A 24,953-nucleotide genomic window follows, 5' to 3' on the forward strand; every position below is an offset into this window, starting at 1 on the left:
GGTAAAAACTTGATGCCGGCTGCCAATAAAATCAGATTTTCAGCTATTTATCATCTTTGTTCGACAGTCGATCAGGTAGTGTCTTTTGAAAAAACACTACATCCAGCCTTTCCCGCGCCGATCAAGGATAGACCATGAGCCTGCCCTCGCTTGTCGAAGTACCTGCGATTCTCCAGTCATTGGTCAGTCGTGCCGAGCAGTCGTTCCGTGCGGCGGTCGCCTGCCTCGACGACGATCATGGGCTGTCGGCCTGGACCCCGCAACGCTGGGAGGCGTTCAGCCGCATTGCCGCCGCCAGCGACTTTGTCATCGAGCAGAGTGTCCGTGACCCGGTGATGCTCCTGGAGCTGGTGCGCAGCGGTGAACTGGACCGTAGCCTGGCACCCGGCGAAATGTGTACGCAGATCGGCGCGGCCGTCCAGGCCGCCGAAACCGAAGACGAACTGGGCCGCGTCCTGCGTCGCCAACGTACCCGCCAGCAGGTACGGATCATCTGGCGCGACCTGACCCGCCAGGCCGATCTGGTCCAGACCTGTCGCGACCTCTCGGACATGGCCGACACCTGCATCGACCAGGCTTACCGATGGTTGTACCAGCGCCTCATCCAGCAGTTCGGCACGCCCACCGGACGACGCAGCGGCGAGCCGCAGCAGATGGTCATTCTCGGCATGGGCAAGCTGGGGGCGGTGGAGCTGAACCTGTCGTCGGACATCGACCTGATCTTCGCGTACCCCGAGGGCGGTGAAACCGTGGGCGTCAAGCGGCCGCTGGATAACCAGGAATTTTTCATCCGCGTCGGCCAGCGCCTGATCAAGGCCCTCGACCCGATGACCGTCGACGGTTTCGTGTTCCGCGTCGACATGCGCCTGCGCCCCTATGGCTCGGCCGGTGCGCTGGTGCTGAGCTTCAATGCCCTGGAGCAGTATTACCAGGACCAGGGCCGCGACTGGGAACGCTACGCCATGATCAAGGCGCGGGTGGTGGCCGGCGACCAGGTGGCCGGCGCGCAACTGCTCGACATGCTGCGTCCGTTCGTCTATCGCCGTTACCTGGATTTCTCCGCCATCGAAGCGCTGCGCACCATGAAGCAACTGATCCAGCAGGAGGTGCGGCGCAAAGGCATGGCCGACAACATCAAGCTGGGCTCGGGCGGCATTCGCGAGGTCGAGTTCATTGCCCAGGCGTTCCAGCTGATCCACGGTGGACGCGACTTGAGCTTGCAGCAGCGGCCGCTGCTCAAGGTGTTGAACACCCTGGAGGGCCAGGGTTACCTGCCGGCCAAGGTGATCGATGAGCTGCGCCAGGGCTACGAATTCCTGCGTTATACCGAGCATGCGATCCAGGCCATTGCCGATCGCCAGACCCAGATGCTGCCGGACAGCCCGCAGGATCAGGCGCGCATTGCGTCCATGCTGGGTTTTGCCGACTGGTCGGCCTTTCATGAGCGACTGATGTACTGGCGCGGGCGCGTGGCCTGGCATTTCGGCCAGGTCATCGCCGACCCGGATGAAGAAGAGGGCGGTGAAAGCGAAGTGGTGGTCGGCGGCGAATGGTTGCCGTTGTGGGAAGACAGCCAGAATGAAGAAGTGGCGTGCCGTCAGTTGGAAGAGGGCGGTTTCGTCGATGCGCCCAAAGCCCTCAAGGCCCTGGCCGTCCTGCGTGGCAGCCCGCAATTGCGTGCCATGCAGCGCTTGGGGCGCGAGCGCCTGGATGCATTCATTCCACGCCTGCTGGCCCAGGCTGTGGAGCATGCCGATCCGGACCTGGTGTTGGAGCGGGTGCTGCCCTTGGTAGAAGCTGTGGCCCGCCGTTCGGCCTATCTTGTGTTGTTGACAGAAAACCCCGGGGCCCTGCGGCGCTTGCTGACGCTGTGCGCAGCGAGCCCGTGGATTGCCGAGCAAATCACCCGTTTCCCGCTGCTGCTCGATGAATTGCTCAACGAGGGCCGGCTGTTCAAGCCGCCCCTGGCGCCGGAATTGGCGGCGGAGTTGCGTGAGCGCCTGACGCGCATTCCCGAGGATGATCTGGAGCAGCAAATGGAGGCGTTGCGGCATTTCAAGCTGGCGCACCGTCTGCGGGTGGCGGCGTCGGAAATCGCCGGCAGCCTGCCGTTGATGAAGGTCAGCGATTACCTGACCTGGCTGGCCGAGGCGATTCTCGAACAAGTGCTGGCCCTGGCCTGGCGCCAGACGGCCGCCAAGCACGGCGTGCCGTTGCGCACCGACGGCAGCCTGTGTGATCCGGGCTTCATTATTGTCGGTTATGGGAAAGTCGGCGGCCTGGAATTGGGGCATGGTTCTGACCTGGACCTGGTGTTCATCCACGATGGCGACCCGCAGGCGGAAACCGATGGCCCGAAACCCATCGACGGCGCGCAATTCTTCACCCGGCTTGGCCAGCGGATCATTCACCTGCTGACCGCCCAGACCAACTCCGGGCAGTTGTATGAAGTGGATATGCGCCTGCGACCGTCCGGGGCGTCGGGGTTGCTGGTCAGTTCCCTCGGGGCGTTTGCCCGCTACCAGGAGAACGAAGCCTGGACCTGGGAGCATCAGGCGCTGGTGCGAGCCCGTGTGCTGGTGGGCAGCCAGGACGTGGGCCAGGCGTTCGAAAAGGTCCGCGTCCAGGTGTTGGGACGCAAGCGTGACTTGCCGACGCTGCGCCAGGAAGTCAGTGAGATGCGCGCCAAGATGCGTGACAACCTTGGCAGCAAGACCACCGCCGCCGGGACCGCGCCGAATGCCTTCGAGGCCGCGGCACCCTTCGACCTCAAGCAGGATGCCGGAGGTATCGTCGATATTGAATTTATGGTGCAATACGCGGCCCTGGCGTGGTCCGAAGAGCATCCATCGCTGGTGCGCTACACCGATAACATCCGCATCCTGGACGGGTTGCAGGAAGTCGGGTTGATGCCGGCCGAAGACGCGACGCTGTTGCGCGAGGCCTACAAAGCCTACCGCTCCGCCGCTCACCGCCAAGCCTTGCAGAAAGATGCCGGGGTGATCGCAGGCGACCAGTTCGTGGATGAGCGCCGGCAGGTAGTGCGGATCTGGCGGGAGCTGGGACTGAGCTGAAGCTTTAAATGTGGGGGCGAGCTTGCTCGCGAAGGCGGAGTGTCAGGCGACATTGATGTTGGATGGGCTGGCCTCATCGCGAGCAAGCTCGCTCCCACAGTTGATTGGCGGTGCTGCACGGTGCTGGAAACGTATGCAGGCCCCCTGTGGGAGCGAGCTTGCTCGCGAAGGCGGAGTGTCAGGCGACAATGATGTTGGATGGGCTGGCCTCTTCGCGAGCAAGCTCGCTCCCACAGTTGATTGGCGGTGTGTTGTAGATTAGGGCAACAGGCAACGACCTAAGCCACAGTGATTCTCGAGGCGGGGAGGCGTAGGCCTCCCCGTATCGTTTTTGGAAAGCACATGAATATTTTGATCGTTGGGCCCAGTTGGGTCGGTGACATGGTGATGGCGCAGACACTGTTCCAGTGTTTGAAACAGCGTCATCCGCAGTGCGAAATCGACGTCCTGGCCCCTGAATGGAGCCGGCCGATCCTGGAACGTATGCCCGAAGTGCGCAAGGCCTTGAGCTTCCCGCTCGGCCACGGCGCGCTGGAGCTGGCGACCCGTCGGCGCATCGGCAAATCCCTGGTCGGTCAGTACGACCAGGCGATCCTGTTGCCCAACTCGTTGAAGTCGGCGCTGGTGCCGTTCTTCGCCGGCATCCCCAAGCGCACCGGCTGGCGTGGCGAGTTTCGCTACGGCCTGCTCAACGACGTGCGCAAGCTGGACAAAGAACGTTATCCGTTGATGATCGAGCGCTTCATGGCCCTGGCCTACGAACCTGGCTCCGAGTTGCCCAAGCCGTATCCGCGGCCGAGCCTGCGGATCGACCCGGTGACCCGTGACGCGGCGCTGGCCAAGTTCGGCCTGAGCCTGGATCGTCCAGTGCTCGCCCTGTGTCCAGGTGCAGAGTTCGGCGAATCCAAGCGCTGGCCGGCGGAGCACTACGCCCAGGTGGCCGAGGCGAAAATTCGCGAAGGCTGGCAAGTCTGGCTGTTCGGTTCGAAAAAAGATCACCCGGTAGGCGAGGACATCCGCTCGCGGCTGATCCCGGGTCTTCGGGAAGAGTCGGTGAACCTCAGTGGCGACACCTCCCTGGCCGAGGCCATCGACCTGCTGTCCTGCGCCGACTCGGTGGTCTCCAACGACTCGGGCCTGATGCATGTGGCCGCGGCCCTGAATCGTCCATTGGTGGCGGTCTACGGTTCCACCTCGCCAGGCTTCACGCCGCCGTTGGCCGACCAGGTCGAGGTCGTGCGCCTGGGCATCGAGTGCAGCCCGTGTTTCGACCGCACCTGCCGTTTTGGTCATTACAACTGCCTGCGTCAGCTCATGCCGCCGTCGGTGAACGAGGCCCTGGAGCGTTTGCAGGGCACCCCCGTGGAGGTCCGGTAACTTGCGGGTATTGCTGATCAAGACCTCTTCGCTGGGGGATGTGGTCCACACGTTGCCGGCGCTGACCGACGCGGCGCGGGCGATTCCCGGCATCAAGTTCGACTGGGTGGTGGAAGAAGGCTTTGCCGAAATCCCCACCTGGCACCCGGCCGTGGGCAAGGTCATTCCCGTGGCGATCCGTCGCTGGCGCAAGAACCTTTGGCAAACCATCAAGAGTGGCGAATGGCGACGCTTCAAGCAGAACGTGCGCGCCGAAAAGTACGACCTGGTGATCGATGCCCAAGGCCTGTTGAAAAGTGCCTGGCTGACCCGCTACGTCAAGGCGCCGGTGGCTGGCCTGGATAAGGATTCTGCGCGTGAGCCCCTCGCGGCGCGCTTCTATTCGCGTCGCCTGGCCGTGGCCCGTGGTCAACATGCGGTCGAGCGGGTGCGTCAATTGTTCGCCTTGGCGCTGGGCTATGACTTACCGAAAACCCAAGGCAGCTATGGCCTCGACATCGACCGATTGGTGGAATTGCCGCGTCCTTACCCTTATGTGGTGTTCCTGCATGGCACGACCTGGGAATCCAAGCATTGGCCCGAGCTTTACTGGCGCCAGCTCACCGAGCGCATGGCCCAGTTCGGCGTGGTCGTCAAACTGCCGTGGGGCAACCCTGCCGAGAAGGCCCGGGCCGAACGCATCGCCAACGGGCTGCGCAACGCCCTGGTACTGCCGAAGCTGAACCTCGGCGGCATGGGCAAGGTGCTTGCCGGGGCCCAGGCTTGCGTGGCCGTGGACACGGGCCTCGGCCATCTGGCCGCGGCCCTGGACGTGCCGACCATTTCCTTGCTCGGCCCGACCAATCCGGTGCTGACCGGCGCCTATGGCAGGGGCCAGATTCACCTCGCCAGTGATTTCCCTTGCGCGCCGTGCATGCAGAAACACTGCACTTATCCGCCAACCGCCGAGGATGCCCGGCGGTTTGACCTGAAACGCGAGCAGCCCCTGTGCTTCACGCGTCTGAACCCCGAGCGTGTTGCCAGCCACCTGAGCACGTTATTGGCTGAGGAGTCGCGCTGATGCAATTGGCTTTTGTCCTTTACAAGTATTTCCCCTTCGGTGGCCTGCAGCGTGACTTCATGCGCATCGCCCTGGAGTGCCAGCGACGCGGCCACCAGATCCGCGTCTACACGCTGATCTGGGAGGGTGACGTGCCGCCAGGCTTCGAGGTGCTGGTGGCGCCGGTCAAGGCGCTGTTCAATCATCGTCGCAACGAGAAGCTCACTGCGTGGATGGAGGCCGACCTGGCCAAGCGCCCGGTAGACCGGTTGATCGGCTTCAACAAAATGCCCGGCCTGGACGTGTACTACGCCGCCGACGGCTGCTTCGAAGACAAGGCGCAGAACCTGCGCAATTCGCTGTACCGGCGCTGGGGCCGCTACCGGCATTTCGCCGAGTATGAGCGGGCCGTGTTCGCCAAGGATGCCAAGACCGAAGTCCTGATGATCTCCGAAGTCCAGCAGCCGTTGTTCATCAAGCACTACGGCACGCCGCTGGAACGTTTTCACCTGCTGCCGCCGGGCATCGCCCAGGACCGTCGCCGGCCCGCCCACGCCGACGAGATTCGCGCCGCGTTCCGGGCCGAATTCGAGCTGGCCGACGACGACCTGCTGCTGGTGCAGATCGGCTCCGGGTTCAAGACCAAGGGCGTGGATCGCAGCCTCAAGGCCCTGGCCGCGTTGCCAGCCGAGCTGAGAAAACGCACCCGGCTGTTTGTAATTGGCCAGGACGACCCCAAAGTATTCCAACTGCAAAGCGCCGCGCTGGGTCTGGGCGACAACGTGCGATTCCTCAAGGGCCGCAGCGATATCCCGCGTTTCCTGCTGGGCGCCGACCTGTTGATCCACCCGGCGTACAACGAGAACACCGGCACCGTATTGCTCGAAGCACTGGTGGCGGGGTTGCCGGTGCTTGTCAGTGCGGTGTGTGGGTACGCCCATTACATCGCCGAGGCCGACAGTGGCCTGGTGCTGGATGAGCCGTTCGAACAAGCCCAGCTCACCGACTACCTGGGGCGCATGTTGAACGACGCCCAGGCACGGGCGGCCTGGAGCCGCAACGGTCTGGCCTTCGCCGAGACGGCCGACCTCTACAGCATGCCGCAGCACGCGGCGGATGTGATATTGGCGGAGCACGCGCAATGAAGTTGATGCTGGCCGAACCGTTCAAGAGCCTTTGGGCCGGGCGCGATGCGTTCGCCGAAGTCGAAGCGCTCAAGGGCGAGGTCTATCGCGAACTGGAGGCCCGGCGCACCTTGCGCACGGAGGTGGACGGTCGCGGTTTTTTCGTGAAGATCCACCGCGGAATCGGTTGGGGCGAGATCTTCAAGAACCTGTTCACCGCCAAGCTGCCGGTACTCGGCGCAGGGCAGGAGTGGAAGGCGATCCAGCGCTTGCAGGAAGCGGGTGTGCCGACCATGACGGCGGTCGCCTACGGCGAGAAGGGCAGCAACCCGGCGGACCAGCACTCGTTCATCGTCACCGAAGAGCTGGCACCGACCGTCAGCCTCGAAGACTTCAGCATCGACTGGGTCAAGCAGCCGCCGCAGCCGACGCTCAAGCGTGCGCTGATCGCCGAAGTGGCGCGCATGACCGGCATGATGCACCGCGCCGGGGTCAATCATCGTGACTGCTACATCTGCCACTTCCTCCTGCACACCGACAAACCGGTGACACCTGGGGATTTCAAGCTCTCGGTGATCGACCTGCACCGCGCCCAGACCCGTCCAGCCATCACCACTCGCTGGCGCAACAAGGACCTGGCGGCGCTGTATTTTTCGGCACTGGACATCGGTCTGACCCGCCGCGACAAACTGCGTTTTCTCAAAGGCTATTTCCAACAGCCGCTGCGTCGAATCCTCGCTGAAGAGGCTTCGCTGCTGGCCTGGCTCGAAGGCAAGGCCAACAAGCTCTATGCCCGCAAGCAGCGGTACGGGGACGCGCTCTGATGTCGGGTTGGAATCTGGAACCGGCATATGCCGAGTTGGCAGGGGATTTTGGCAGCCTCGAAGCGGTGTTCGCGTTGCAAGGGGAGCGCTTGACCCGCGACCCGTTGTCCGAGGTGATCCGGGTACAGCGCAACGGCGTGAATTATTACGTCAAGCGCTACGTCGGGGCCGGCAAAGGCTTGCGGCGCTACCTGGGCAAGCCACGGGTCAAGTCCGAATGGCAGAACCTCAAGCGCTTCGCCAAATGGGGCATCCCCACCGCTGAAGTCGTGGGCTGGGGCTTGGAGCGAAACGGCGCGACCTATGCCCGTGGCGCGCTGATCACCCGCGAATTGCCGCATACCGAAGACCTCTCGGCCCTCGCCGAGCGCCACGATCCGAGGCTGGCGGACCGTGCCTGGGTCGATAGCGTCAGCCGGCAACTGGCCGGTTATACGCGAACGATGCACGACCACCGCTTCACCCATAACGATCTCAAGTGGCGCAACCTGCTCATCGACGACCGTTCGCAGCTGTTTCTGATCGACTGCCCGAACGGCGATTTCTGGCGCGGTTTCTGGCTCAAGTACCGTATCACCAAGGACTTGGCGTGCCTGGATAAAGTGGCCAAATACCATTTGTCGGCCACGCAGCGCCTGCGTTTTTACCTGCAATATCGCCAGCGCGACCGGCTCGATGCGTGCGACAAGAAGCGCATCCGCCACGTGGTGAGATTTTTCGAGGGGCGTGAATGACTGATTTTTTGGCCGCTGAAGATCGGGCGTTGTTGCAACGTCATGGCCTGGACAGCTTCGAGGCGTTGTGGGCGCGGCAACTGGAAGCGGTGGACGAACCCAACACCTCGGGCGATGGCTGGAGCAGCGTGTTCCGGCTGGAGCTGGAAGGGCAGGGTTATTACCTCAAGCGCCAGAGCAATTACCTGACCCGGACCTGGTCCCACCCGTTTGGCGAACCGAGCTTTTCCCGGGAGTTTCGCAATATCAGCCGTTATCGGCAGTTGCACATTCCCGCGCTGCAAGCGGTGTTCTACGGCCAGCGCAAAGTGAACGGCGAGGCACGGGCGGTCCTGCTGACGCGTGCGCTGGACGGCTGGGATGACCTTGATTCACTGCTGCAGCGCTGGTCGACGCTGAGTGCCGGACAACGTACAGGCATCCTTCAAGCCTGTGGTCACTTGGCGCGTCGCCTGCACAATGCCCATCAAATGCATGGCTGCTTCTATCCCAAGCATATTTTCCTGCAAGCCACCGACGGTCACTACCAGGCACAGCTGATTGACCTGGAGAAAACCCGGCCGCTGTTGTTCGGCCAACGTGACCGGGTCAAGGACCTCGAGCCGCTGTTGCGACGGGCAGGCGCCTGGAAGAGCGACGATGTGCGTCAATTGCTGTCTGTTTATCTGGAGCAGCCGCTCGACAGCGCTCTCGTCGACAGCTGGATGACCCGGCTGGCCGCCCGACGTAGCGACAAGGAGGCTCGTTGATGCTTTTGTCCGAACTGAAAAATGCCGGTCGCAATCCTGGCCTGCCCCTGAGCCTGGAGCTGGCGGACGCCGCCGGCCCGGCGCAGTTGCAGTTGTTGACGCTGCTGCGGGTTTTGCCAGGACAGCGCTACGTGGGCGCCGGCATATGGCGAGGCCGCCCGGTGTTGGCCAAGTTGCTGGTGGGCAGCAAGGCACCCCGACATTTCCAGCGTGAGCTTCAAGGCGTTCGCCTGCTGGCGGAGCAGGGGCTGACGACGCCGTTGCTACTGGCCGATGGCTTGAAGGAAGGCGAAGGTGGCTGGTTGCTGTTCGAGCTTCTGGAAGATGCCGAGAGTCTTGGTGACGCCTGGAAGCAGGTCGAACATCTGCCGATACTGGCGGATGAGCAAACGGCGGTGCTGGCCGAGGCCTTGGACGCGATTGCGCGGCTGCACAGCAAAGGCCTGTGGCAGGAAGACCTGCACCTGGACAATTTGTTGCGCCACGGCGGCAAGCTTTATCTTATCGATGGCGCTGGCATTCGCGTCGAAACCCCCGGCCAGCCATTGTCGCGGCAAAAAGTCTTGGAAAACCTGGGCGTATTCTTTGCCCAGCTTCCCAAATCCATCGAGCCGTTCACCGAAGAACTGCTGGTGCACTACCTGCTGGGCAACGCTGAACACGCGCTGCCCATGGAAGCGCTGCAAAAGCAGATCGACAAGGTCCACGCCTGGCGACTGAAGGACTTTCTTGAAAAAGTCGGGCGCGAGTGCAGCCTTTTCAGTGTGCAGCGCGGGCCGTTCGGGCTGCGGGCGATCCGCCGCGAAGAAGAGGCCGCGATGACGCCCGTGCTCGAGCAGGCCGATGCCTTGCTCGACCAAGGCCACCTGTACAAGACCGGCGGCGCGGCGAGTGTCGGAAAAGTGGTTGCGAACGGCCGCACACTGATCATCAAGCGCTACAACATCAAGGGGTTCGCCCATTGGCTCAAGCGCTTCTGGCGTCCGAGCCGTGCCTGGCATGCCTGGCGCGAAGGCCATCGCCTGGCCTTCCTCGGCATTGCCACGCCCAAGCCGCTGGCGCTGCTGGAAAAGCGTTTCCTGTGGCTGCGTCGTGGTGCCTATCTGGTCACTGAGCACCTGCCTGGCCCAGATATCATCGAGCGCTTCGCCCCTTACGTGGAGAGCGGCGAAGCCCCCGAGACTGAGCTGCTGGCGCTGGATCGTTTGTTCGCCGACCTTATTCGCGAGCGCATCAGTCACGGTGATTTCAAAGGGCATAACCTGTTCTGGCAAGACGATCGCTGGGCGCTCATCGACCTCGACTCCATGTGCCAGCACCGTAGCCAGGCCAGCTTCGCCCCGGCCTACGCCCGGGATCGGGCGCGGTTCATGCGCAATTGGCCGCAGGGCAGTGCGTTGTATCGGGTGATCGATCAGCGGATGCCGAAGGGCGTCGATAGCGCGCCATCTGTCTTGTAACCGGGCACCGTGGCGAGGGAGCTTGCTCCCGCTGGGCTGCGCCTGTAGGAGTTGTCGAGCGAAGCGAGGCTGCGATCTTTCCCCAGGCACTTGAGTCTCAAGCGAAAAATCAAAAGATCGCAGGCTTCGCCAGCTCCTACAGGGCCGAGCGGGAGCAAGCTCCCTCGCCACGGACCGCGTACACCTTTAGGCTGAGAAAGGGGCGGACTCGGGTTTGAAATGGACTGCCGCTATCGGCTATTGCGAGCAAGCTCGCTCCCACAGTTTTTTGTATCGTCTGCAAACATTGTGAGCATCCGCAAAACCATGTGGGAGCGAGCTTGCTCGCGCTAGCGGTGGTTCAGCTCCATAGAGGCCTACTTACCCCGCTCTTGCTTTGCTTTGGATCTTGCGTCCTATTAGACACGTTGGCCCAGTGGCGCCTGGCCGCAGAACAGTGCGGTGTATCGGGTCATTGAGGGGGCGGTTGCCGAAAGCGGTTGAGCGTTCGGTCTGATGTGATGAGCGACCTGGCAAAGGGAGTTTTTCAACTGTTTTTTGCAGCCTGGGTAAGGAAGGTTGACTATGTGGGATTTTTTTTCATGGCTGTATTCCCGCTTCCTGTAAATATCGTCCAACGCAAAGCGTTGGACGTTAAAAGGCGAGGCTTTAATATATCTATTTTTTATACCGATATTCTCGTGTTATTCATAAAAATTTACGTTGAATTCGGTCGATTGGGAAAAGCCGCAAACAGGATCATGAATTGTTAGTTTAGTGAAAACGTTACGGCCACCTCCTTCGCCTGGATTTTTGGGTATAGGAGTGACCGTTATAATTGCATCCGAAAATGATGTGTATTGTAATCCCCCCGTTCCCTCTTTCCATTCATATCCAATTTGCCCGCTAGGAGTTCTCGACCCGCTGGCATTGTAAGTCGCAGATTCCGACATTTTTCCGCTGTCTGGACGCTGGATATCGATGTGGATAGGTTTTTGTGCCCCGTCTTCCATCTGGCCAGTGTTAGGGTTGTGTGTAGGATAGTAGCAAGTTTCATTAAGTGCGTGCGCACTCATGTTGAAGCATAGAAAGCTAACCGCCGCAGTCGTGAGCAATAACGTTCTCATGTTGTTTCTCTCCAAAGTTTTGCTGTTTAGTGCAAACATCCATAAATTCTGTTTGCAATGAGATGTTAGATGGCGTTGCTTCCATTGGGGCCTGTCAACTACGACAGTTTTTAATAATCAGTTGCGCTATTGATGTGATTTTTTAGGCTCTGTACGTAAAGAGATGTCCCAGACAACGCATGGAACAAGCCAGTGAGACCATGGCTGCGTGCTTTTCTCGAGCTTGTCGAGACGTGTGACGATGCGGTGGCTTTCTTTCAGCAACCGCTCATGCATTCGATAATGTTGCGCTGCCGGTATTTGGGTCGATCAAACGTAAGCGATCCATGACCTATATATTCAGCTGTCGTGAGCAGCCTACTGTGTTAGGTCAGACTTCTGGCGCTGCGAAGTGACAAGACGCCGGCGAGTTAGCGCAGCACTGTTCCGCAGCACAGCGGCTTAGTTTAGAGGGCAAAAAGAGCGCTTTATGATTTTTGGTGATGTGGTTGATAACAAAAAACAATAAAAAACTGTCAGTCTTGACAGTTTGATTTTTAATTGTTTTTTTTATCTTTGGGTGACTGTCAATATTGAATTGACAGGGTGAAGAATTTACTGAGGAAATTCATATGTCACAGGAGCAAGCACTTATATGCCGGCGAAATAGTGAGCAGGCTATAGCGGGCGTTTATCGAGACCTGATTATCACTTCGGCAGACTCAGGTTCAGGAAAGATGGAGGGTCGATTGGACTCCTTTAATCTCGCATCGAAATTGGGGGGCGGCGCGATACATGACGCTGGGTTCCATTACGATGTCCCTTCAGAAGGCTCAACCGTGTGGTTTACGGTTGATACTGCAAAGTTTATTTTGAAAGCAGACGATAGAACATTTAGCAGGTTGTATGGCGAGGTGACTTTTGAAGACGGATCGGTCGAGGCTTGCGCATTTAAGAAGCCTTTCCCATAAAGCTTTTCTCTTCGCTGTATTCTTGGAAGAGGGAGCCGTATGGCTCCCTTTTTAAGAGCTGTGCTTTTGCTGTATCGGACATCTTCGCGTTTTTTACGTCGTACGGTTTGCGCGGATCATCAACCACTCAGTACCAGCCTTACAAAGTAATGAAAAACTTCATGCGTGGAATGTGGGGGCTGCGGATGTGTGGCGTATGACCGTGAGATTGCCCACCGCCGATGGTTATGAAGCAATCCATGTCATGACTACTGGTCTCGGCCACCATGACTATGAATGCCCATAAATGGCTTTTTAAATAACATCATCGCAGCGAGCCGCCTATCCGGTGGGCAGGTTTTCCATTGGTCTATTGGCAACGCCTCGCAGGCCCCACTCACCGCTAGAGGCTTAAGGCCGCTTTTACGCTATAATCCCGCCCTTTAGCTGCCCCGCACCCCTGATGCGCGGCACATCCATTTTTTGCGGCGCTTGTCGCCCGTATGCAGACATAAGAGGCTAGACCCTGTGGCATTGACGATTCTTGGCCTGTCCGGCGCCCTTAGCCATGATCCTTCCGCAGCGCTTTACATTGACGGCAAGCTGATCGCGGCGGCCGAGGAAGAGCGCTTCGTACGCGATAAACATGCAAAGAACCGCATGCCCTACGAGTCGGCGAAGTTCTGCCTGGAGCAGGCCGGCATCAAGCCTTCCGACGTCGATGTGGTGGCGATCCCCTTCGCCCCCATCAGCCTGTTCGGCGAAGCGCGCTGGCACTACGCCAAGCGTTACTGGTACGCCCCGGACCGCGCCCTCGACGCGATCCTGATGGGCAACCGTCGCTACAAGCGTTATCGCCGCAAGATTGTCTGGTGCCTGGAACAACTGGGCTTCGATCCGAAAAAGATCAAGATCGAACCGGTCGAGCACCACTTGGCCCACGCTTCCAGCGCCTACCACTGCTCGGGTTTCCAGGAAAAAACCGCGATCCTGGGCATCGACGGCAAGGGTGAGTACGCCACGACCTTCTTCGGCTATGGCGAAAACGGCAAGATCCACAAGATCAAGGAATTCTTCGACCCGGACTCCCTGGGTGGCCTGTACGGCGCGATTACCGAGTTCCTCGGTTTTGAAATGCTCGATGGCGAATTCAAGGTCATGGGCATGGCGCCCTACGGCGATGCCAGCAAGTACGATTTCTCGCGCCTGGCCTCGTTCGAAAACGGCGAATTGGTGATCAACACCGACTACGCCAACGTAATCGGCCTGCGTCGTTATAAAGAGAAGGGCAAGGGCTTCTACTTCTCGCCGAAACTGATCGAGTGGCTCGGTCCGAAACGTGAAGGCGACATTGCCGACGAACCGTACATCCACTATGCGGCGAGCATGCAGGCGCTGTTCGAGAAGCTCGCACTGCAAATGATCGACCACTACCTGGGTGACGTGCTCAAGGAAACCGGCAAGCTGGCCTTCGCCGGTGGCTGTGCGCTGAACGTCAAGCTGAACCAGAAGATCATCGCCCGTGACGACGTCAAGGAGCTGTTCGTGCAACCGGCTTCCGGCGACGCCGGCACGGCAGTGGGGGCGGCGGCTTATGTGTCCCACGCCCGTGGCGTGCCGGTGGAGAAGATGGAACACGTCTACCTCGGCCCCGCCTACAGCAACGAAGATGTGATCGCCGCGTGCGCCCGTCATCCGAGCAAGCCTGAGTGGCGCAAAATCGACAACACCCCAGAGCGCATCGCCAAGATCATGGTCGACGGCAACCCCGTGGCCTGGTTCCAGGGCCGCATGGAGTTTGGCCCGCGTGCCTTGGGCGGTCGCTCGATCATCGGGTGCCCAAGCGCCAGTGGCGTGGCCGATCGCATCAACGAACAGATCAAGTTTCGCGAGCGCTGGAGGCCTTTCTGCCCGTCGATGCTCGACACCGTTGCACCGCAGATGATCAAGGTCGACCATCCGGCACCGTTCATGACCTTCACCTTCGAAGTGGCCGAGGAATGGAAAACCCGCGTGCCGGAAGTCGTCCATGAAGACGGCACCTCCCGGGCCCAGGTGCTCAAGCGCGAATACAACCCGCGCTACTACGACATGATGAAGGCCCTGGAAGTCCTGACTGGCAATGGCGTGTCGCTGAACACCTCGCTCAACCGTCGTGGCGAGCCGATGATCTGCTCGCCGACCGACGCGCTGAACATGTTCTTCGGTTCCGACCTGCAGTACCTGATCATGGAAGACATTCTGGTGGTCAAGGACGGTGTGGACGCTTATGACTGAAGTGCTGGTCAGTGTCATCATTCCGGCCTACAACTACGCCGAGACCTTGCCTCGCGCGGTGAATTCAGTCATTGCGCAGTTGAGCCAAGCCCAGGCTGAGTTGTTGGTGATCGACGATGGTTCCACCGATGCAACGCCCCAGGTCCTGGAGCAATTGCAGGCCGAACATGCCGGGGGCTTCCGAGCCTTGCGCAAGCCCAACGGCGGTCTGTCATCGGTCCGCAACCGCGGGATTGAGGAGGCTCGGGGGCAATACCTGATCTTCCTCGACGCCGATGATGAGATGGCACCCGGTGCCCTTGCCGCGGTGACCCAGCATATAACCAGTCATCCCGAGACTCGCCTGGTCATCGGCGGCCACTGGTCGGTGTTTGCGGACGGACGTCGTGTCGAGCATGAAGTAAAGCCACTACCGACCACACCGCGTGGGCGTGTTCGGGGTTATCTGCTGGACAAGACGGTGACGCTGTCCAACGGTGCCTGTGCAATGCATCGCGAAGTATTCGGGCCGGGCAACTACCCAGAGCATCTGCGCAACGTCGAAGATATCCCGGTGTTTGCCCAGGTGCTGGCGCGTTTTCCGTGCACCGTACTCCCAAAGCCGCTGGCGCTGATCCACAAGCATGGCGACAGCATGCGCCATGACCTCAGGCAGAGCCTGGCGGCGGGCGTGGGCATGGTGGACGAAGTGTTTTCCCCGGCACGCATGCCGCAGGAACTGCAGGACCTGCGCCAAGCCTTCATGGCCCAGCGATGCCTGTCGTTGTTCCGCGATTGCTACAGTGCCGGCGACTATGCCAATGCCAAGGTTTTTTATGCCCAGGCCATTCGTACCGATCTTCGGTCTATCACGCGCTGGTCCTACACGCGCAAGGCCATCCGGTTGTTGTTCAAGTGAGCGCCTCGAGGTCTGACGACAATAGGTTCCAGGCCGACGGAAGCTGGGCCCGAAAGGCGCGTGAACTGGACCGCTATCGCTGGAAAGTGCTGCGCGAGCGTCACGGTCGCCTTGGCAGCCTGTTGCGACTGGCTCGTGATGTGCTGGTGGATGTCGCGACTGGACTGCGCGCCAAGGCGTGCCTGAAGCGTTCGACAGGCGCGGCACCCTGCCAAGTGCTGCTGTTGCATTCGGCACCGAAGTCCATGGCACTGCAGCGCAAGAACGTGCTGATCGATGCCCTGCGCAAGCGCGGCCATCAACTGACGGAGGCCGCGCTGCGCGCTCCCGCCGACGCGTGCGCCCAGCGCATGCTCGTGGCGCCGCCACAGGTCGTACCCCTGCGTTACCTGGTCTATGCCGCCCACGCTCAATGGCTGGTGGAAACCTATCAACCCAAAGTATTGATCAACGAACGCAATGGCAGCCTCCACGCGCCGTTCCTGCGCCTGGCGTTGGCCGCGCGGGGTGCCCGGTTGCTGCACCTGGCCCATGCCACGACGTTGGAGTCATCCCGCCGGCTGGGCATGAACGACTACGATTATTACGGCGTCTTCGGGCGCAGTTCGCTGGAAGCCTTGCAAGAGCGTCGACTGCGGTTCGGTGAGTCGACAGTGGTGCTGGTCGGTTCCTACCTTGTCGATGAAAGCTATGACCTGCCCATCGCTGATCCCTGCATCAAGACATTGTTGGTCTTGGGGGTAGGGCCCGATCGAGAAAAAGAGTCCGGTTATGAGGATACCTATCGGCTGCTGCGCGATTGGGCCGGGCGCAATCCGCATTATCGCCTGCTGTTCAAGCGCCACCCGCGCAGCAAGGCGCAATTCTGGATCGACGCGGCGACGCGATTCGCCAACATTGAGCTGCTGGATATCGACTGCTCGCTGGCACAGGCACTTGCCCAGGCCAGCGTAGTCGTCAATATCATGTCCAATGCCGGCATCGAGGCGGGGCTGGCAGGCCGGCCGGTGATACATGTGAATGCTGGCAACGATGTGGATATTTTTTCCCACGCGTTGTTCTTCGGGCCGCAAGTGCGCGACGAGCAGGCTTTTTCCCAGCAGTTGCAGGCGCTAGAGCGCGATTATACGGATTGCGTGGTCAAGGCCCGCGGCTTCGCCGATTATCACTTGGTACACGGCTCCAAGGGGTTGGCAAAGACCGTCGAGCTGGTCGATGACTTGTTGCGCGACAGGGATCCCGCGCAGGACTTCGAATTATCCAGGCTGCCTGCCGCCGGCTGACTGGCGATTCAGGTACCGAGCGCGAGCCTCAGCTCCCGTTCGTTGCAGGTCTGCTGATGGCTGAGGTAGTGCTCCAGGAACCGATTGTCCCTGAGCAGCCATTCGCGATCCTGGCGGTAGCGCAACATGTGTTTGAAGTTGCGCAGGCGCAGCCCTTTGCGCAGCGGCTTGCCATAGACCCTCAGGTCGGCGACGTCGATCAGCCCCAGGGTGTCTTCAGGTGTCAGCACGACGTTGCCCAGGTGCGCGGAGCGAAAATAGATGCCCTTCTGGTGGAGGCCAGCCATGAACTCACCGAGTCGTGCCTGAAGGTCGGCAGGGGCATCCCCGTCCAGCAATTGACGAAGGGTGCGACCAGGCAGCGGGTCGTAATGGACCGCGTCACGCTCGATGGAGGGAATGCGAAAGACCTGGCGAACCCGCGGACACTCAATGCCGCGCTCGTGCAAGGCCTGGCAGTTGTCGGCAAAGCGCCTGGCATACGGCGACCATAGCGCGGAGGTCAGCAGACGCTTGCGCCGGAACAGCTTGAGTATCGAGCCATCGACCAGGCGCAGCACTTTATCCCCTTGGCGATCGGCTTCGAGGACATCGGCACCTTCGCGCAGGTCGAGGTAAACAGTAGGGTCGAGCGTTTGCATCAAGGCTCCAAGGCTTGGCCCGATGGGAGGGGCAGCCGGGTATGTTAGCGCAGTGTGCAGGCGGCAAAAACCGCTGTGGTATAGTCGCGTCAATTTTCACCGGGGCGTTCGCCTTGTTCACGGCTCGCCTGGCGCCGTCTTTCTGGATATTCCATGACGAAAACGCTGTTCATTTCCCTGGCCAAGCACCAGGGTCTTTATTTCAATCGCTTGCTCAACGAAACCGAGCTGCAAGGTAAAGTCGTTTCTCCTCAACACATGCCCTGGCCAAGGTCTCTGCGAATCTCCAGGATTGTTTCGCGCATCGATTGGCCGAGCCTGATCGAAGAGAAATGCGAGGAGCGTCGGGTCAAGAAAAAAAACAATGGCACGCTGTATCGCCTGTTGCTACGCCTCGAACTCCTGTGGATGGCGCTGCGCGCCCAGGCCTTGCTTGACCGGGAGCGCCCCGATGCGTTGGCGTTCTGGAACGGCGCCCATCGTTACTGCCGGTTGCTGGCGGCACTGGCGCCGGCCGGTTGCAAGACCTTCTTCTTCGAAAACGGCCTGTTGCCCGACACCACTACGGTGGATCCGCGCGGCGTGAACTACCTGAACGCGGTTCCGCGCGAGGCAAGTTTCTACCTCGATTACCCGCATCCAGTGCCGGAAAGCCAAGCTGCGCCGGTGCTGATTCCTCGTGCGCCACGCAGCGCCGGACCGGCCCCGATCATGCTGCCCGCGCAGTTCGTCTTCATTCCGTTCCAGGATGATCGCGACAGTCAGGTCCGCCTGTTTTCCCCCTGGATCAGGAACATGCGCGATATGTTTGCCTTAGGCGAGCGACTCGCCGAGGAGACGGGCATGACTGTGGTGTTCAAGGAGCACCCGTCCAGCCGCGAGACCTACCCCGAGCTGCACGAGCGCACCCATGAACGCCTGCTCTTCGCCAACGGCAATGCCACGCAACAGTTGATCGAGGCCAGTCAGTTCGTGATCACGGTCAATTCGACCGTGGGGCTGGAAAGCCTGCTGCTGGGCAAGCCCGTGCTCACGCTTGGCCAAGCCTTTTTCAATATTGAAGGGCTGGTGATGCATGCCGAAAATGCCGACCAGGTCATGGCGCTGGCCCGTGGATTCCCGCAATGGCCGCTCGATGAGCGCTTGAGGCGCAACTTCCTTCATTATCTTTCCGAGAGCTACTGCATCAAGGGCAGCTGGAAAAATGCCGATCAGGCTCAATTGCAACGGGTCGCCGATCGGATTCTGAGCAGAACCTGAATGTTGAACAATATAAAAAGACTTATCGACCAGGATGTCCTGGTGGCATGGGCATCCATTGGCTTTCTGGTTCTTCTATGTGGTGCTTGGGTACTGCCGGAAAACAAGCTTTATCACCAGTTGTTGATTTTCCTGCTGTGGCTGCCTGCCTTGCTGGCGTTGTTCCGTCGGGATTTCCGGTTGTTGTTCAAGCAGCCCGAGTGCGTGTTCTACGCATTGTTCATGGCCTGGACATTGCTGGTGCTTTGGATCGAGGGAGGAGAGAACGTCCTTGGCAAGGTCAAGGTCACGATCTATGTGACACTGACGCTGTCTGGCATATTGCTGGCGGCACAGAACCGTGCATGGCGGTTCGAGTCGATGTTGCTGTATGCATCAATCGTGGGCGGTGTTTTTGCGTTGGCCTCTTGGGTCTATTTCTACCCGTTCAGCGCCCGGCCTTTCAGCGCGCGAGTACTTGCGATCGGTTTGTGGGACACCGCCATCCCTGCCGCGCATGCGGTGGGAGCCCTTGCGATCATCGGCACACTCATGTTGCAGACCAAACGTTTCAGCCCTTGGGTGATGATGCTTCTGATCATTCCTGCCTTGGGGTACGCGGTATTTTTGGGCTTCAACCAGACCCGTGGTGTATGGATCGGCCTGCTGGCCGGTCTGTTGATGGCGGGCGTGGCGCGACCGTCGCGACTGGCCGCGGCATTGATCGCTCCGGTGATTGCCGGGATCGCATTGATCGCCGTATTCGCGCCGGAAATCTTTCTGCAGCGTGGTGTGTCCTATCGTCCAGAGCTATGGGGCGCTGGCATTCGATTGATGTTGGAGCATTGGGCAACAGGGCTGGGTTTCCATGAATATCTCATTCCTGTCGCCGAAATCCGGCGACCATTCAAGCATCCCCATAACCTTTTCCTGGATACCGGTGTACGTCTCGGTGTGCCTGGCCTGATGTTGTATGGCTTGCTATGGCTGGCTGCGGGCTGGCGTGGTTGGATTTCGCGTGCGCAACCGCTGGGTCAGGTGCTGCTGATACTGTGGGTCTTCTCCGGCGTGTCATTACTGACAGATGGCATTGGCCTATGGCTCAAGCCCAACGCGGACTGGCTGATTACTTGGCTGCCCATTGCGCTGAGCATAGTATTGGCGGCTCGGGGTAACCCCGACATCAAGGTTTCCAATGGGAGTGTTCCTGCCTCCTGACCATGCGGCCGTGCCGTGAGGAGCCCTCCTGACGGCACTCCCACTCCTTCATCCTGGCTGGGCCAATGTTGCAATTGGTTCGCTGTTACAATCTGCAGCTTGTCTGTCTTTTCAAACGTGCGAGGCGCACCGAATGGCCAATTCCGACCAGCAATCGAGCATGAAGATTTACGTGCGATTGCTAAAGTACGTACTCCCGTATTGGGGCGCTTTCGCCGTCAGTATCGTTGGCTTCGTGTTGTTCGCATCCAGCCAGCCGATGCTGGCGGACATGCTCAAGCATTTTCTCGACGCACTGCAAAAGCCCAATGACACCCAGTTCATGGGTGTGTCGCTGGTACTGGGGGTGCCGCTGCTGATCGTGCTGATCGCGGTCTACCAGGGTATCGGTTCTTTCCTGGGCAACTACTACCTGGCCAAGGTCGCCCGGGGTGTGGTCCATGACCTGCGTTGCGCGTTGTTCGATAACCTGCTGACCTTGCCTAACCGCTACTTCGACAACCACAACTCCGGTCACCTGATTTCCCGCATTACCTACAACGTGACCATGGTCACCGGCGCCGCCACCGATGCCATCAAGGTCGTCATCCGGGAGGGGTTGACCGTGGTGTTCCTGTTTGGCTACCTGCTCTACAGCAACTGGAAAATGACCCTGGTGTTGCTGGCGATCCTGCCGGTCATTGCCCTGCTGGTGAGCAGCGCGAGCAAGAAATTCCGCAAGCAAAGCAAGAAAATCCAAGTGGCGATGGGCGATGTGACCCATGTGGCGTCGGAAACCATCCAGGGTTACCGCGTGGTGCGCAGCTTCGGTGGCGAAAGCTATGAGATCGAACGTTTTCACAAGGCCAGTGCCGATAACATGAACCGCAGCCTGGGCATGACGCGCACCCAGTCGATCTACACGCCGATGCTGCAACTGGTGATCTACATCGGCATGGCCGTGTTGATGTACCTGGTGCTTTACCTGCGTGGCGATGCCTCGGCAGGTGAGCTGGTGGCCTATATCACCGCCGCCGGCTTGCTTCCCAAGCCTATCCGCCAGTTGTCGGAAGTCAGCGCCACGATCCAGAAAGGGCTTGCCGCGGCGGAGAGCATTTTCGAGCAACTCGACGAAGAGCCTGAAGTCGATACGGGTACCCAGGAGATGGCCCGGGTCAATGGTCGACTGGAAGTGCGCAACCTGAGCTTCCAGTACCCAGGCACGGAAAAACTCGTGCTCGACGATATCTCCTTTACCGCCGAAGAGGGCCAGATGATCGCCCTGGTAGGGCGCTCGGGCAGCGGCAAGTCGACCCTTGCCAACCTCATCCCGCGTTTCTATCACCACGACAAGGGGCAGATCCTGCTCGATGGCGTGGATGTCGAGCAATACCGGCTGAACAACCTGCGTCGACACATTGCCTTGGTGAACCAGCAGGTCACGCTGTTCAACGACAGCGTGACGAACAACATTGCCTATGGCGATCTCGCCGGTGCACCGTTCGAAGATGTCCGCAGGGCGGCCGAAGATGCCTATGCCGCCGAATTCATCGAGCAGATGCCGCAGGGCTACGACACGCTGGTGGGCGAGAACGGCGTGCTGCTTTCCGGTGGTCAGCGCCAGCGCCTGGCGATTGCCAGGGCGTTGCTCAAGAACGCTCCGCTGTTGATCCTCGATGAGGCGACATCGGCCCTGGACACGGAGTCCGAGCGCCACATCCAGGCCGCCCTGGACCAGGTGATGAAAGGACGCACCACGCTCGTCATTGCCCACCGGTTGTCGACGATTGAAAAAGCCGACCTGATCCTGCTGATGGACAAGGGGCGTATCGTCGAGCGTGGCACCCACGCCGAGCTGTTGGCGCTGAATGGCTTCTATGCACGCCTGCACGAAAAGGATTTCGTCGAGGGCGCCGACGAGCCGGCGAAGGAGTCCTTCGTTTGATCCTGAGTTACTGGCGGGCCTGGCGAGAAAGCGGGTGGACCCCGATAGACGCAGCGACTTATGCCCAAGCCTGGCATCAGTTCGGCGGCAGCGTGGCGACACACCCCGATGTGGTCGAGCGCCTGGCCGGGCTGGTGGGTATTCCGGTGCGCTACCTGGGATGGCTCGTCGATGGCCAACTGCACGCCGCCATGCCCACCTGGGGGCGGCATGTGGCGCTAGCCAAGGATGTGCTCAAGCGTGAGGGCAAGCGTGGCATGCTCGACCTGGGCAATTCCGAGGTCATCCTGCCCGTCAGCCAAGGCGCCCAGGTTCGCCTGCGGCACCGTGTGCGGTATGTGTCCGAACTCAATGCCCCGCACGTCACTGGCCTCGTCGAGCAACCGGAAGGCCTGGCGCTGGCGCGTGAGCCAGAGGACTACAGCAAGAAGTTCCGCTACAACCAGCGCCGCGAACAGCGGCTGCTGGAAGACGCGGGGGGCAGTATCCGGCCCATGCTCGAACTGACCCCCGGCGAACAGGCCGCAGTGTATGCCGACCTGTTCCAGCGTCGCTGGAATTTCGAAGTCCCGGGCAAGACGCATCTGGCCGAGGTGTTCAGCCTGATGCGCGAATTCATGACCGGGTCGCTGATTTATCTGAATGACGAACCGGTGGCGATCCAGATTCTGTATCGGGTCGAGGCGCCCGGCTGGTTCAGCCTGGAATACATCAATGGCGGGGTTGATCCGCAGAGCCGCGACTTCAGTCCGGGCAGCGTGCTCAGCTTCGTCAACACCCAGGCCGAGTGGGAACTCGCCCGGGCAGCGGGCAAGCCGCTGCGCTACTCGTTCGGCCGCGCCGATCGCGAATACAAGGATCGCTGGTGCAACCGGGTTCCGGTCTATCAGGTTTGAGGGAGCACACGCAGCCCATGAGAGAGAGAAGAGAACCGTGAGCGCACGCAAGCAGCAACTGCTCAAACGCCATCGTCAACGCAAGCGCCTGGTACTCGCTGGCGTGCTGCTGGCGGCGCTGGTGCTCGGCTTTACGGTTTCGTGGTGGTCGTTGCCGGTATTTCTCCTGCTGGTCTGGGTTGCCCACGAAGCCTGGTTCTCCGACCATCTGTTCTATGCCCCGGGGGACGATTATCGCTATGACTTCCCGCCAGGTACGCCTCGGTTTCCCGTCAGTTTGATGGGGGGGAAGCTGCAACTCACGGGTGAATTCGATGCCGGGCAGACGCTGATCTTGCAGGTACGGGTAAAAAGCCATTGGCTGGGACGCTTCCTCGACCCCCAAGTCTGGATTGGAGATGATCGCCAGGATCTCGAACGGGGCGTTTTCGGCGAGCGTTTTCTCAACCTGTCCGGACAAGGTTCGGCACTCGCGGATGGCACCCTGGCATTGCGCGGACGTTTTTGCAGCGTTGCCCCGCAGGCTACGTTGCATGTGCTGAGCAATCCGGATTTCGGCCAGCAGCGCCTGCTCATCGTCGCGCCCCATGCCGATGACGCCGAACTGGCTGCCTTCGGGCTGTACAGCCGTGCCAGCGATGTGGCTATCGTGACGCTGACCCAAGGGGAAATCGAAGCCGAGCGCTATCGCGACATGGGCCTGGACCCCGCCGAGGCCGCTCGTCTCAAGGGGCGCTTGCGCAGTTGGGACAGCCTGGCCGTGCCGTTATGGGGGGGCGTGGCGCAACAGCAATGCGTGCAGCTGGGTTATTACTGCCTGCAGTTGGAAGCCATGGCGAAGGCACCCGACCAAGGCTTCGGCTCGCGGGAGTCAGGCGAGAGCGATATCCGCCAGGTCCGCAGGTTCAATGCCTTGAGCCTGCCGGGTGACAGTGATGGCTTGCCGACGTGGCGCAACCTGGTGGCCGACCTGGCACGTCTGCTCGAACATCACCGGCCCGAGGTGTTGTTGACGCCGCATCCCGAGCTGGACCCGCACAGCGATCATGTCGCCAGCACCCGAGCGCTGATGGAGGCGATCGAGCTCAGTGCCTGGCGGCCGCGGACCTTGCTGCTCTATGCCAATCATCTGCACGACAACGACCGCTGGCCGATGGGGCCGGCAGGCCATGGCATTGCGCTGCCGCCGGCCATAGAACCCTTGCCGGCCGATGGGTTGTGGAGTCCGTCACTGGACGCTTCCACCCTTATGGACAAGGCCATGGCCCTGGGCATGCAACATGACTTGCAGGGGCGTCCTCCGTTCAAGCGGCGTTTGCGCCGCGCCATCCAGCGCCTGCTGGCCGGGCGCCGCTGGCCGCGCACCGGAGAAGACGAATTCTTCCGCAAGGCGGTCCGGCGGCATGAGCTTTTCTGGGTTCGGCACTTGGACACCTCGTTGCAGGATGATCGCCAGGCCAGCCGCTCCTGATTCGTTGACGTGCCCGAGCCCGCCTGTGCTTTACTTTTGAGCAGCCGGTAGAGTTGGGAGATGCTTGATTCATGGAAAAGATGTCAAAGGTATCGACACATCAACAGAATTCGCCTCACGCCTCGACGGTTTCCCCCGAGGCCAGGGCCGCGATCAAACGTCAACAACCGCTATGCGTCTGGCTGACCGGGCTTTCCGGGGCGGGGAAGTCGACACTGGCCAATGCGCTGGAAGTGCGGCTGCACGAGCAGGGGCTTCACACCTGCCTGCTTGACGGTGACAACCTGCGCCGGGGTTTGTGCAGCGACCTGGGCATGACGCCTGAAGCGCGCAATGAGAATATCCGACGCATCGCCGAGGTGGCGCGGTTGATGGTCGACGCAGGGCTGATTGTCATCGTTGCGGCCATCTCACCCTTTCGATCCGACCGTGAGGCGGCGCGCCAGTTGTTTCCCGAGGGTAGCTTCCTGGAAATCTATGTCAGCACGTCCTTTGAGGTCTGTGCCCAGCGGGATCCAAAGGGGCTTTATCGGGAAGCGCGTGCCGGCCGCTTGAAGAATTTCACTGGCCTCGACAGCCCGTATGAAGCTCCCCTGGCCCCCGAGGGCAATATCGACACGGACGGCCTGGCGCTGAGCGAGGCCTGCGAGCGCTTGTTGGCATTGGTACGGCGTTGCCCCTGAAAGCGGC

Annotated in this window: 19 protein-coding genes; 17 read left to right on the forward strand and 2 right to left on the reverse strand. The window is 60.5% G+C overall.

The features are described from left to right. The first annotated feature begins 134 nt into the window (after positions 1-134). The 8 genes from glnE to ACLH0I_RS03555 all read left to right on the forward strand — a co-directional run bounded on the left by glnE (position 135) and on the right by ACLH0I_RS03555 (position 10,381). A complete protein-coding gene (gene glnE, locus ACLH0I_RS03520) occupies positions 135-3,074 on the forward strand; it encodes a bifunctional [glutamate--ammonia ligase]-adenylyl-L-tyrosine phosphorylase/[glutamate--ammonia-ligase] adenylyltransferase (RefSeq protein ID WP_250962791.1) in 2,940 nt (979 codons plus the stop codon). A gap of 342 nt (positions 3,075-3,416) precedes the next feature. Beyond that, positions 3,417-4,451 (forward strand): lipopolysaccharide heptosyltransferase II, encoded by a 1,035-nt coding sequence (gene waaF, locus ACLH0I_RS03525; protein ID WP_250962792.1) that lies wholly within the window; start codon positions 3,417-3,419, stop codon positions 4,449-4,451. Between the two features lies 1 nt (position 4,452). Continuing rightward, on the forward strand, positions 4,453-5,511 hold the full coding sequence (gene waaC / locus ACLH0I_RS03530; RefSeq protein ID WP_411386312.1) for a lipopolysaccharide heptosyltransferase I: 1,059 nt from the start codon (positions 4,453-4,455) through the stop codon (positions 5,509-5,511). Continuing rightward, positions 5,511-6,635, forward strand: coding sequence for a glycosyltransferase family 4 protein (locus tag ACLH0I_RS03535; protein ID WP_411386313.1), 1,125 nt, complete (start codon positions 5,511-5,513; stop codon positions 6,633-6,635). The genes waaC and ACLH0I_RS03535 overlap by 1 nt, the downstream gene beginning before the upstream one ends. Then, positions 6,632-7,438, forward strand: a complete 807-nt coding sequence (gene rfaP, locus ACLH0I_RS03540; protein WP_186708074.1) for a lipopolysaccharide core heptose(I) kinase RfaP — start codon at positions 6,632-6,634, stop codon at positions 7,436-7,438. Before ACLH0I_RS03535 ends, rfaP begins: the two co-directional genes overlap by 4 nt. Beyond that, on the forward strand, positions 7,438-8,172 hold the full coding sequence (locus ACLH0I_RS03545; RefSeq protein WP_411386314.1) for a lipopolysaccharide kinase InaA family protein: 735 nt from the start codon (positions 7,438-7,440) through the stop codon (positions 8,170-8,172). The genes rfaP and ACLH0I_RS03545 overlap by 1 nt, the downstream gene beginning before the upstream one ends. After that, positions 8,169-8,921 carry a lipopolysaccharide kinase InaA family protein gene (locus tag ACLH0I_RS03550; protein WP_411386315.1) on the forward strand — a complete coding sequence of 251 codons (753 nt, stop codon included), beginning with the start codon at positions 8,169-8,171 and terminating at the stop codon, positions 8,919-8,921. The genes ACLH0I_RS03545 and ACLH0I_RS03550 overlap by 4 nt, the downstream gene beginning before the upstream one ends. Further along, positions 8,921-10,381, forward strand: coding sequence for a lipopolysaccharide kinase InaA family protein (locus ACLH0I_RS03555; RefSeq protein ID WP_411386316.1), 1,461 nt, complete (start codon positions 8,921-8,923; stop codon positions 10,379-10,381). The genes ACLH0I_RS03550 and ACLH0I_RS03555 overlap by 1 nt, the downstream gene beginning before the upstream one ends. 683 nt (positions 10,382-11,064) lie before the next feature. Here the strand turns inward: ACLH0I_RS03555 and ACLH0I_RS03560 are convergent. Next, positions 11,065-11,487 carry a hypothetical protein gene (locus tag ACLH0I_RS03560; RefSeq protein WP_250962798.1) on the reverse strand — a complete coding sequence of 141 codons (423 nt, stop codon included), beginning with the start codon at positions 11,485-11,487 and terminating at the stop codon, positions 11,065-11,067. 1,457 nt (positions 11,488-12,944) lie between these two features. Between ACLH0I_RS03560 and ACLH0I_RS03565 the strand changes: the two genes are divergently transcribed. The 3 genes from ACLH0I_RS03565 to ACLH0I_RS03575 are packed head-to-tail and all read left to right on the forward strand — an operon-like array spanning position 12,945 to position 16,874. Continuing rightward, positions 12,945-14,693: a carbamoyltransferase C-terminal domain-containing protein gene (locus ACLH0I_RS03565; RefSeq protein WP_186708065.1), complete on the forward strand. Its 1,749-nt coding sequence runs from the start codon at positions 12,945-12,947 to the stop codon at positions 14,691-14,693. Further along, positions 14,686-15,591 (forward strand): glycosyltransferase family 2 protein, encoded by a 906-nt coding sequence (locus ACLH0I_RS03570; protein ID WP_411386317.1) that lies wholly within the window; start codon positions 14,686-14,688, stop codon positions 15,589-15,591. The genes ACLH0I_RS03565 and ACLH0I_RS03570 overlap by 8 nt, the downstream gene beginning before the upstream one ends. Beyond that, positions 15,588-16,874, forward strand: coding sequence for a capsule biosynthesis protein (locus ACLH0I_RS03575; protein ID WP_411386318.1), 1,287 nt, complete (start codon positions 15,588-15,590; stop codon positions 16,872-16,874). The genes ACLH0I_RS03570 and ACLH0I_RS03575 overlap by 4 nt, the downstream gene beginning before the upstream one ends. A gap of 8 nt (positions 16,875-16,882) precedes the next feature. Here the strand turns inward: ACLH0I_RS03575 and ACLH0I_RS03580 are convergent, their stop codons facing one another. Further along, positions 16,883-17,515, reverse strand: coding sequence for a toluene tolerance protein (locus tag ACLH0I_RS03580; RefSeq protein ID WP_411386319.1), 633 nt, complete (start codon positions 17,513-17,515; stop codon positions 16,883-16,885). A gap of 153 nt (positions 17,516-17,668) precedes the next feature. On the opposite strand from ACLH0I_RS03580, the gene ACLH0I_RS03585 reads away from it, so the two are divergent. The 6 genes from ACLH0I_RS03585 (at position 17,669) to cysC (ending at position 24,946) form a co-directional block, all read left to right on the forward strand. Beyond that, complete coding sequence (locus ACLH0I_RS03585; protein WP_411386320.1) at positions 17,669-18,775, forward strand: capsular biosynthesis protein; 1,107 nt, start codon at positions 17,669-17,671, stop codon at positions 18,773-18,775. Beyond that, on the forward strand, positions 18,776-19,972 hold the full coding sequence (locus tag ACLH0I_RS03590) for an O-antigen ligase family protein (protein WP_411386321.1): 1,197 nt from the start codon (positions 18,776-18,778) through the stop codon (positions 19,970-19,972). It begins immediately after the preceding gene. 133 nt (positions 19,973-20,105) lie between these two features. Then, positions 20,106-21,896 (forward strand): lipid A export permease/ATP-binding protein MsbA, encoded by a 1,791-nt coding sequence (msbA, locus tag ACLH0I_RS03595; RefSeq protein ID WP_411386322.1) that lies wholly within the window; start codon positions 20,106-20,108, stop codon positions 21,894-21,896. Then, a complete protein-coding gene (locus ACLH0I_RS03600; protein WP_411387455.1) occupies positions 21,896-22,792 on the forward strand; it encodes a GNAT family N-acetyltransferase in 897 nt (298 codons plus the stop codon). Before msbA ends, ACLH0I_RS03600 begins: the two co-directional genes overlap by 1 nt. A gap of 37 nt (positions 22,793-22,829) precedes the next feature. Next, complete coding sequence (locus ACLH0I_RS03605) at positions 22,830-24,263, forward strand: PIG-L deacetylase family protein (RefSeq protein ID WP_411386323.1); 1,434 nt, start codon at positions 22,830-22,832, stop codon at positions 24,261-24,263. A gap of 80 nt (positions 24,264-24,343) precedes the next feature. Beyond that, on the forward strand, positions 24,344-24,946 hold the full coding sequence (cysC, locus tag ACLH0I_RS03610; protein WP_411387456.1) for an adenylyl-sulfate kinase: 603 nt from the start codon (positions 24,344-24,346) through the stop codon (positions 24,944-24,946). Positions 24,947-24,953 lie beyond the last annotated feature (7 nt).

Origin of the sequence: Pseudomonas sp. MPB03, assembly GCF_046605385.1 — a bacterium.
Classification (GTDB): Bacteria; Pseudomonadota; Gammaproteobacteria; order Pseudomonadales; family Pseudomonadaceae; genus Aquipseudomonas; species Aquipseudomonas zanjanensis.

Excerpts from the sequence above, each read along its gene's own strand:
- ACLH0I_RS03560 (WP_250962798.1), bottom strand. The coding sequence starts at position 11,487 with ATGAGAACGTTATTGCTCACGACTGCGGCGGTTAGCTTTCTATGCTTC.
- ACLH0I_RS03580 (WP_411386319.1), bottom strand. The coding sequence starts at position 17,515 with ATGCAAACGCTCGACCCTACTGTTTACCTCGACCTGCGCGAAGGTGCC.
- ACLH0I_RS03570 (WP_411386317.1), top strand. The coding sequence starts at position 14,686 with ATGACTGAAGTGCTGGTCAGTGTCATCATTCCGGCCTACAACTACGCC.
- rfaP (WP_186708074.1), top strand. The coding sequence starts at position 6,632 with ATGAAGTTGATGCTGGCCGAACCGTTCAAGAGCCTTTGGGCCGGGCGC.
- cysC (WP_411387456.1), top strand. The coding sequence starts at position 24,344 with ATGTCAAAGGTATCGACACATCAACAGAATTCGCCTCACGCCTCGACG.
- ACLH0I_RS03590 (WP_411386321.1), top strand. The coding sequence starts at position 18,776 with ATGTTGAACAATATAAAAAGACTTATCGACCAGGATGTCCTGGTGGCA.
- ACLH0I_RS03545 (WP_411386314.1), top strand. The coding sequence starts at position 7,438 with ATGTCGGGTTGGAATCTGGAACCGGCATATGCCGAGTTGGCAGGGGAT.
- ACLH0I_RS03585 (WP_411386320.1), top strand. The coding sequence starts at position 17,669 with ATGACGAAAACGCTGTTCATTTCCCTGGCCAAGCACCAGGGTCTTTAT.
- ACLH0I_RS03550 (WP_411386315.1), top strand. The coding sequence starts at position 8,169 with ATGACTGATTTTTTGGCCGCTGAAGATCGGGCGTTGTTGCAACGTCAT.
- waaF (WP_250962792.1), top strand. The coding sequence starts at position 3,417 with ATGAATATTTTGATCGTTGGGCCCAGTTGGGTCGGTGACATGGTGATG.
- ACLH0I_RS03535 (WP_411386313.1), top strand. The coding sequence starts at position 5,511 with ATGCAATTGGCTTTTGTCCTTTACAAGTATTTCCCCTTCGGTGGCCTG.
- msbA (WP_411386322.1), top strand. The coding sequence starts at position 20,106 with ATGGCCAATTCCGACCAGCAATCGAGCATGAAGATTTACGTGCGATTG.
- glnE (WP_250962791.1), top strand. The coding sequence starts at position 135 with ATGAGCCTGCCCTCGCTTGTCGAAGTACCTGCGATTCTCCAGTCATTG.
- ACLH0I_RS03555 (WP_411386316.1), top strand. The coding sequence starts at position 8,921 with ATGCTTTTGTCCGAACTGAAAAATGCCGGTCGCAATCCTGGCCTGCCC.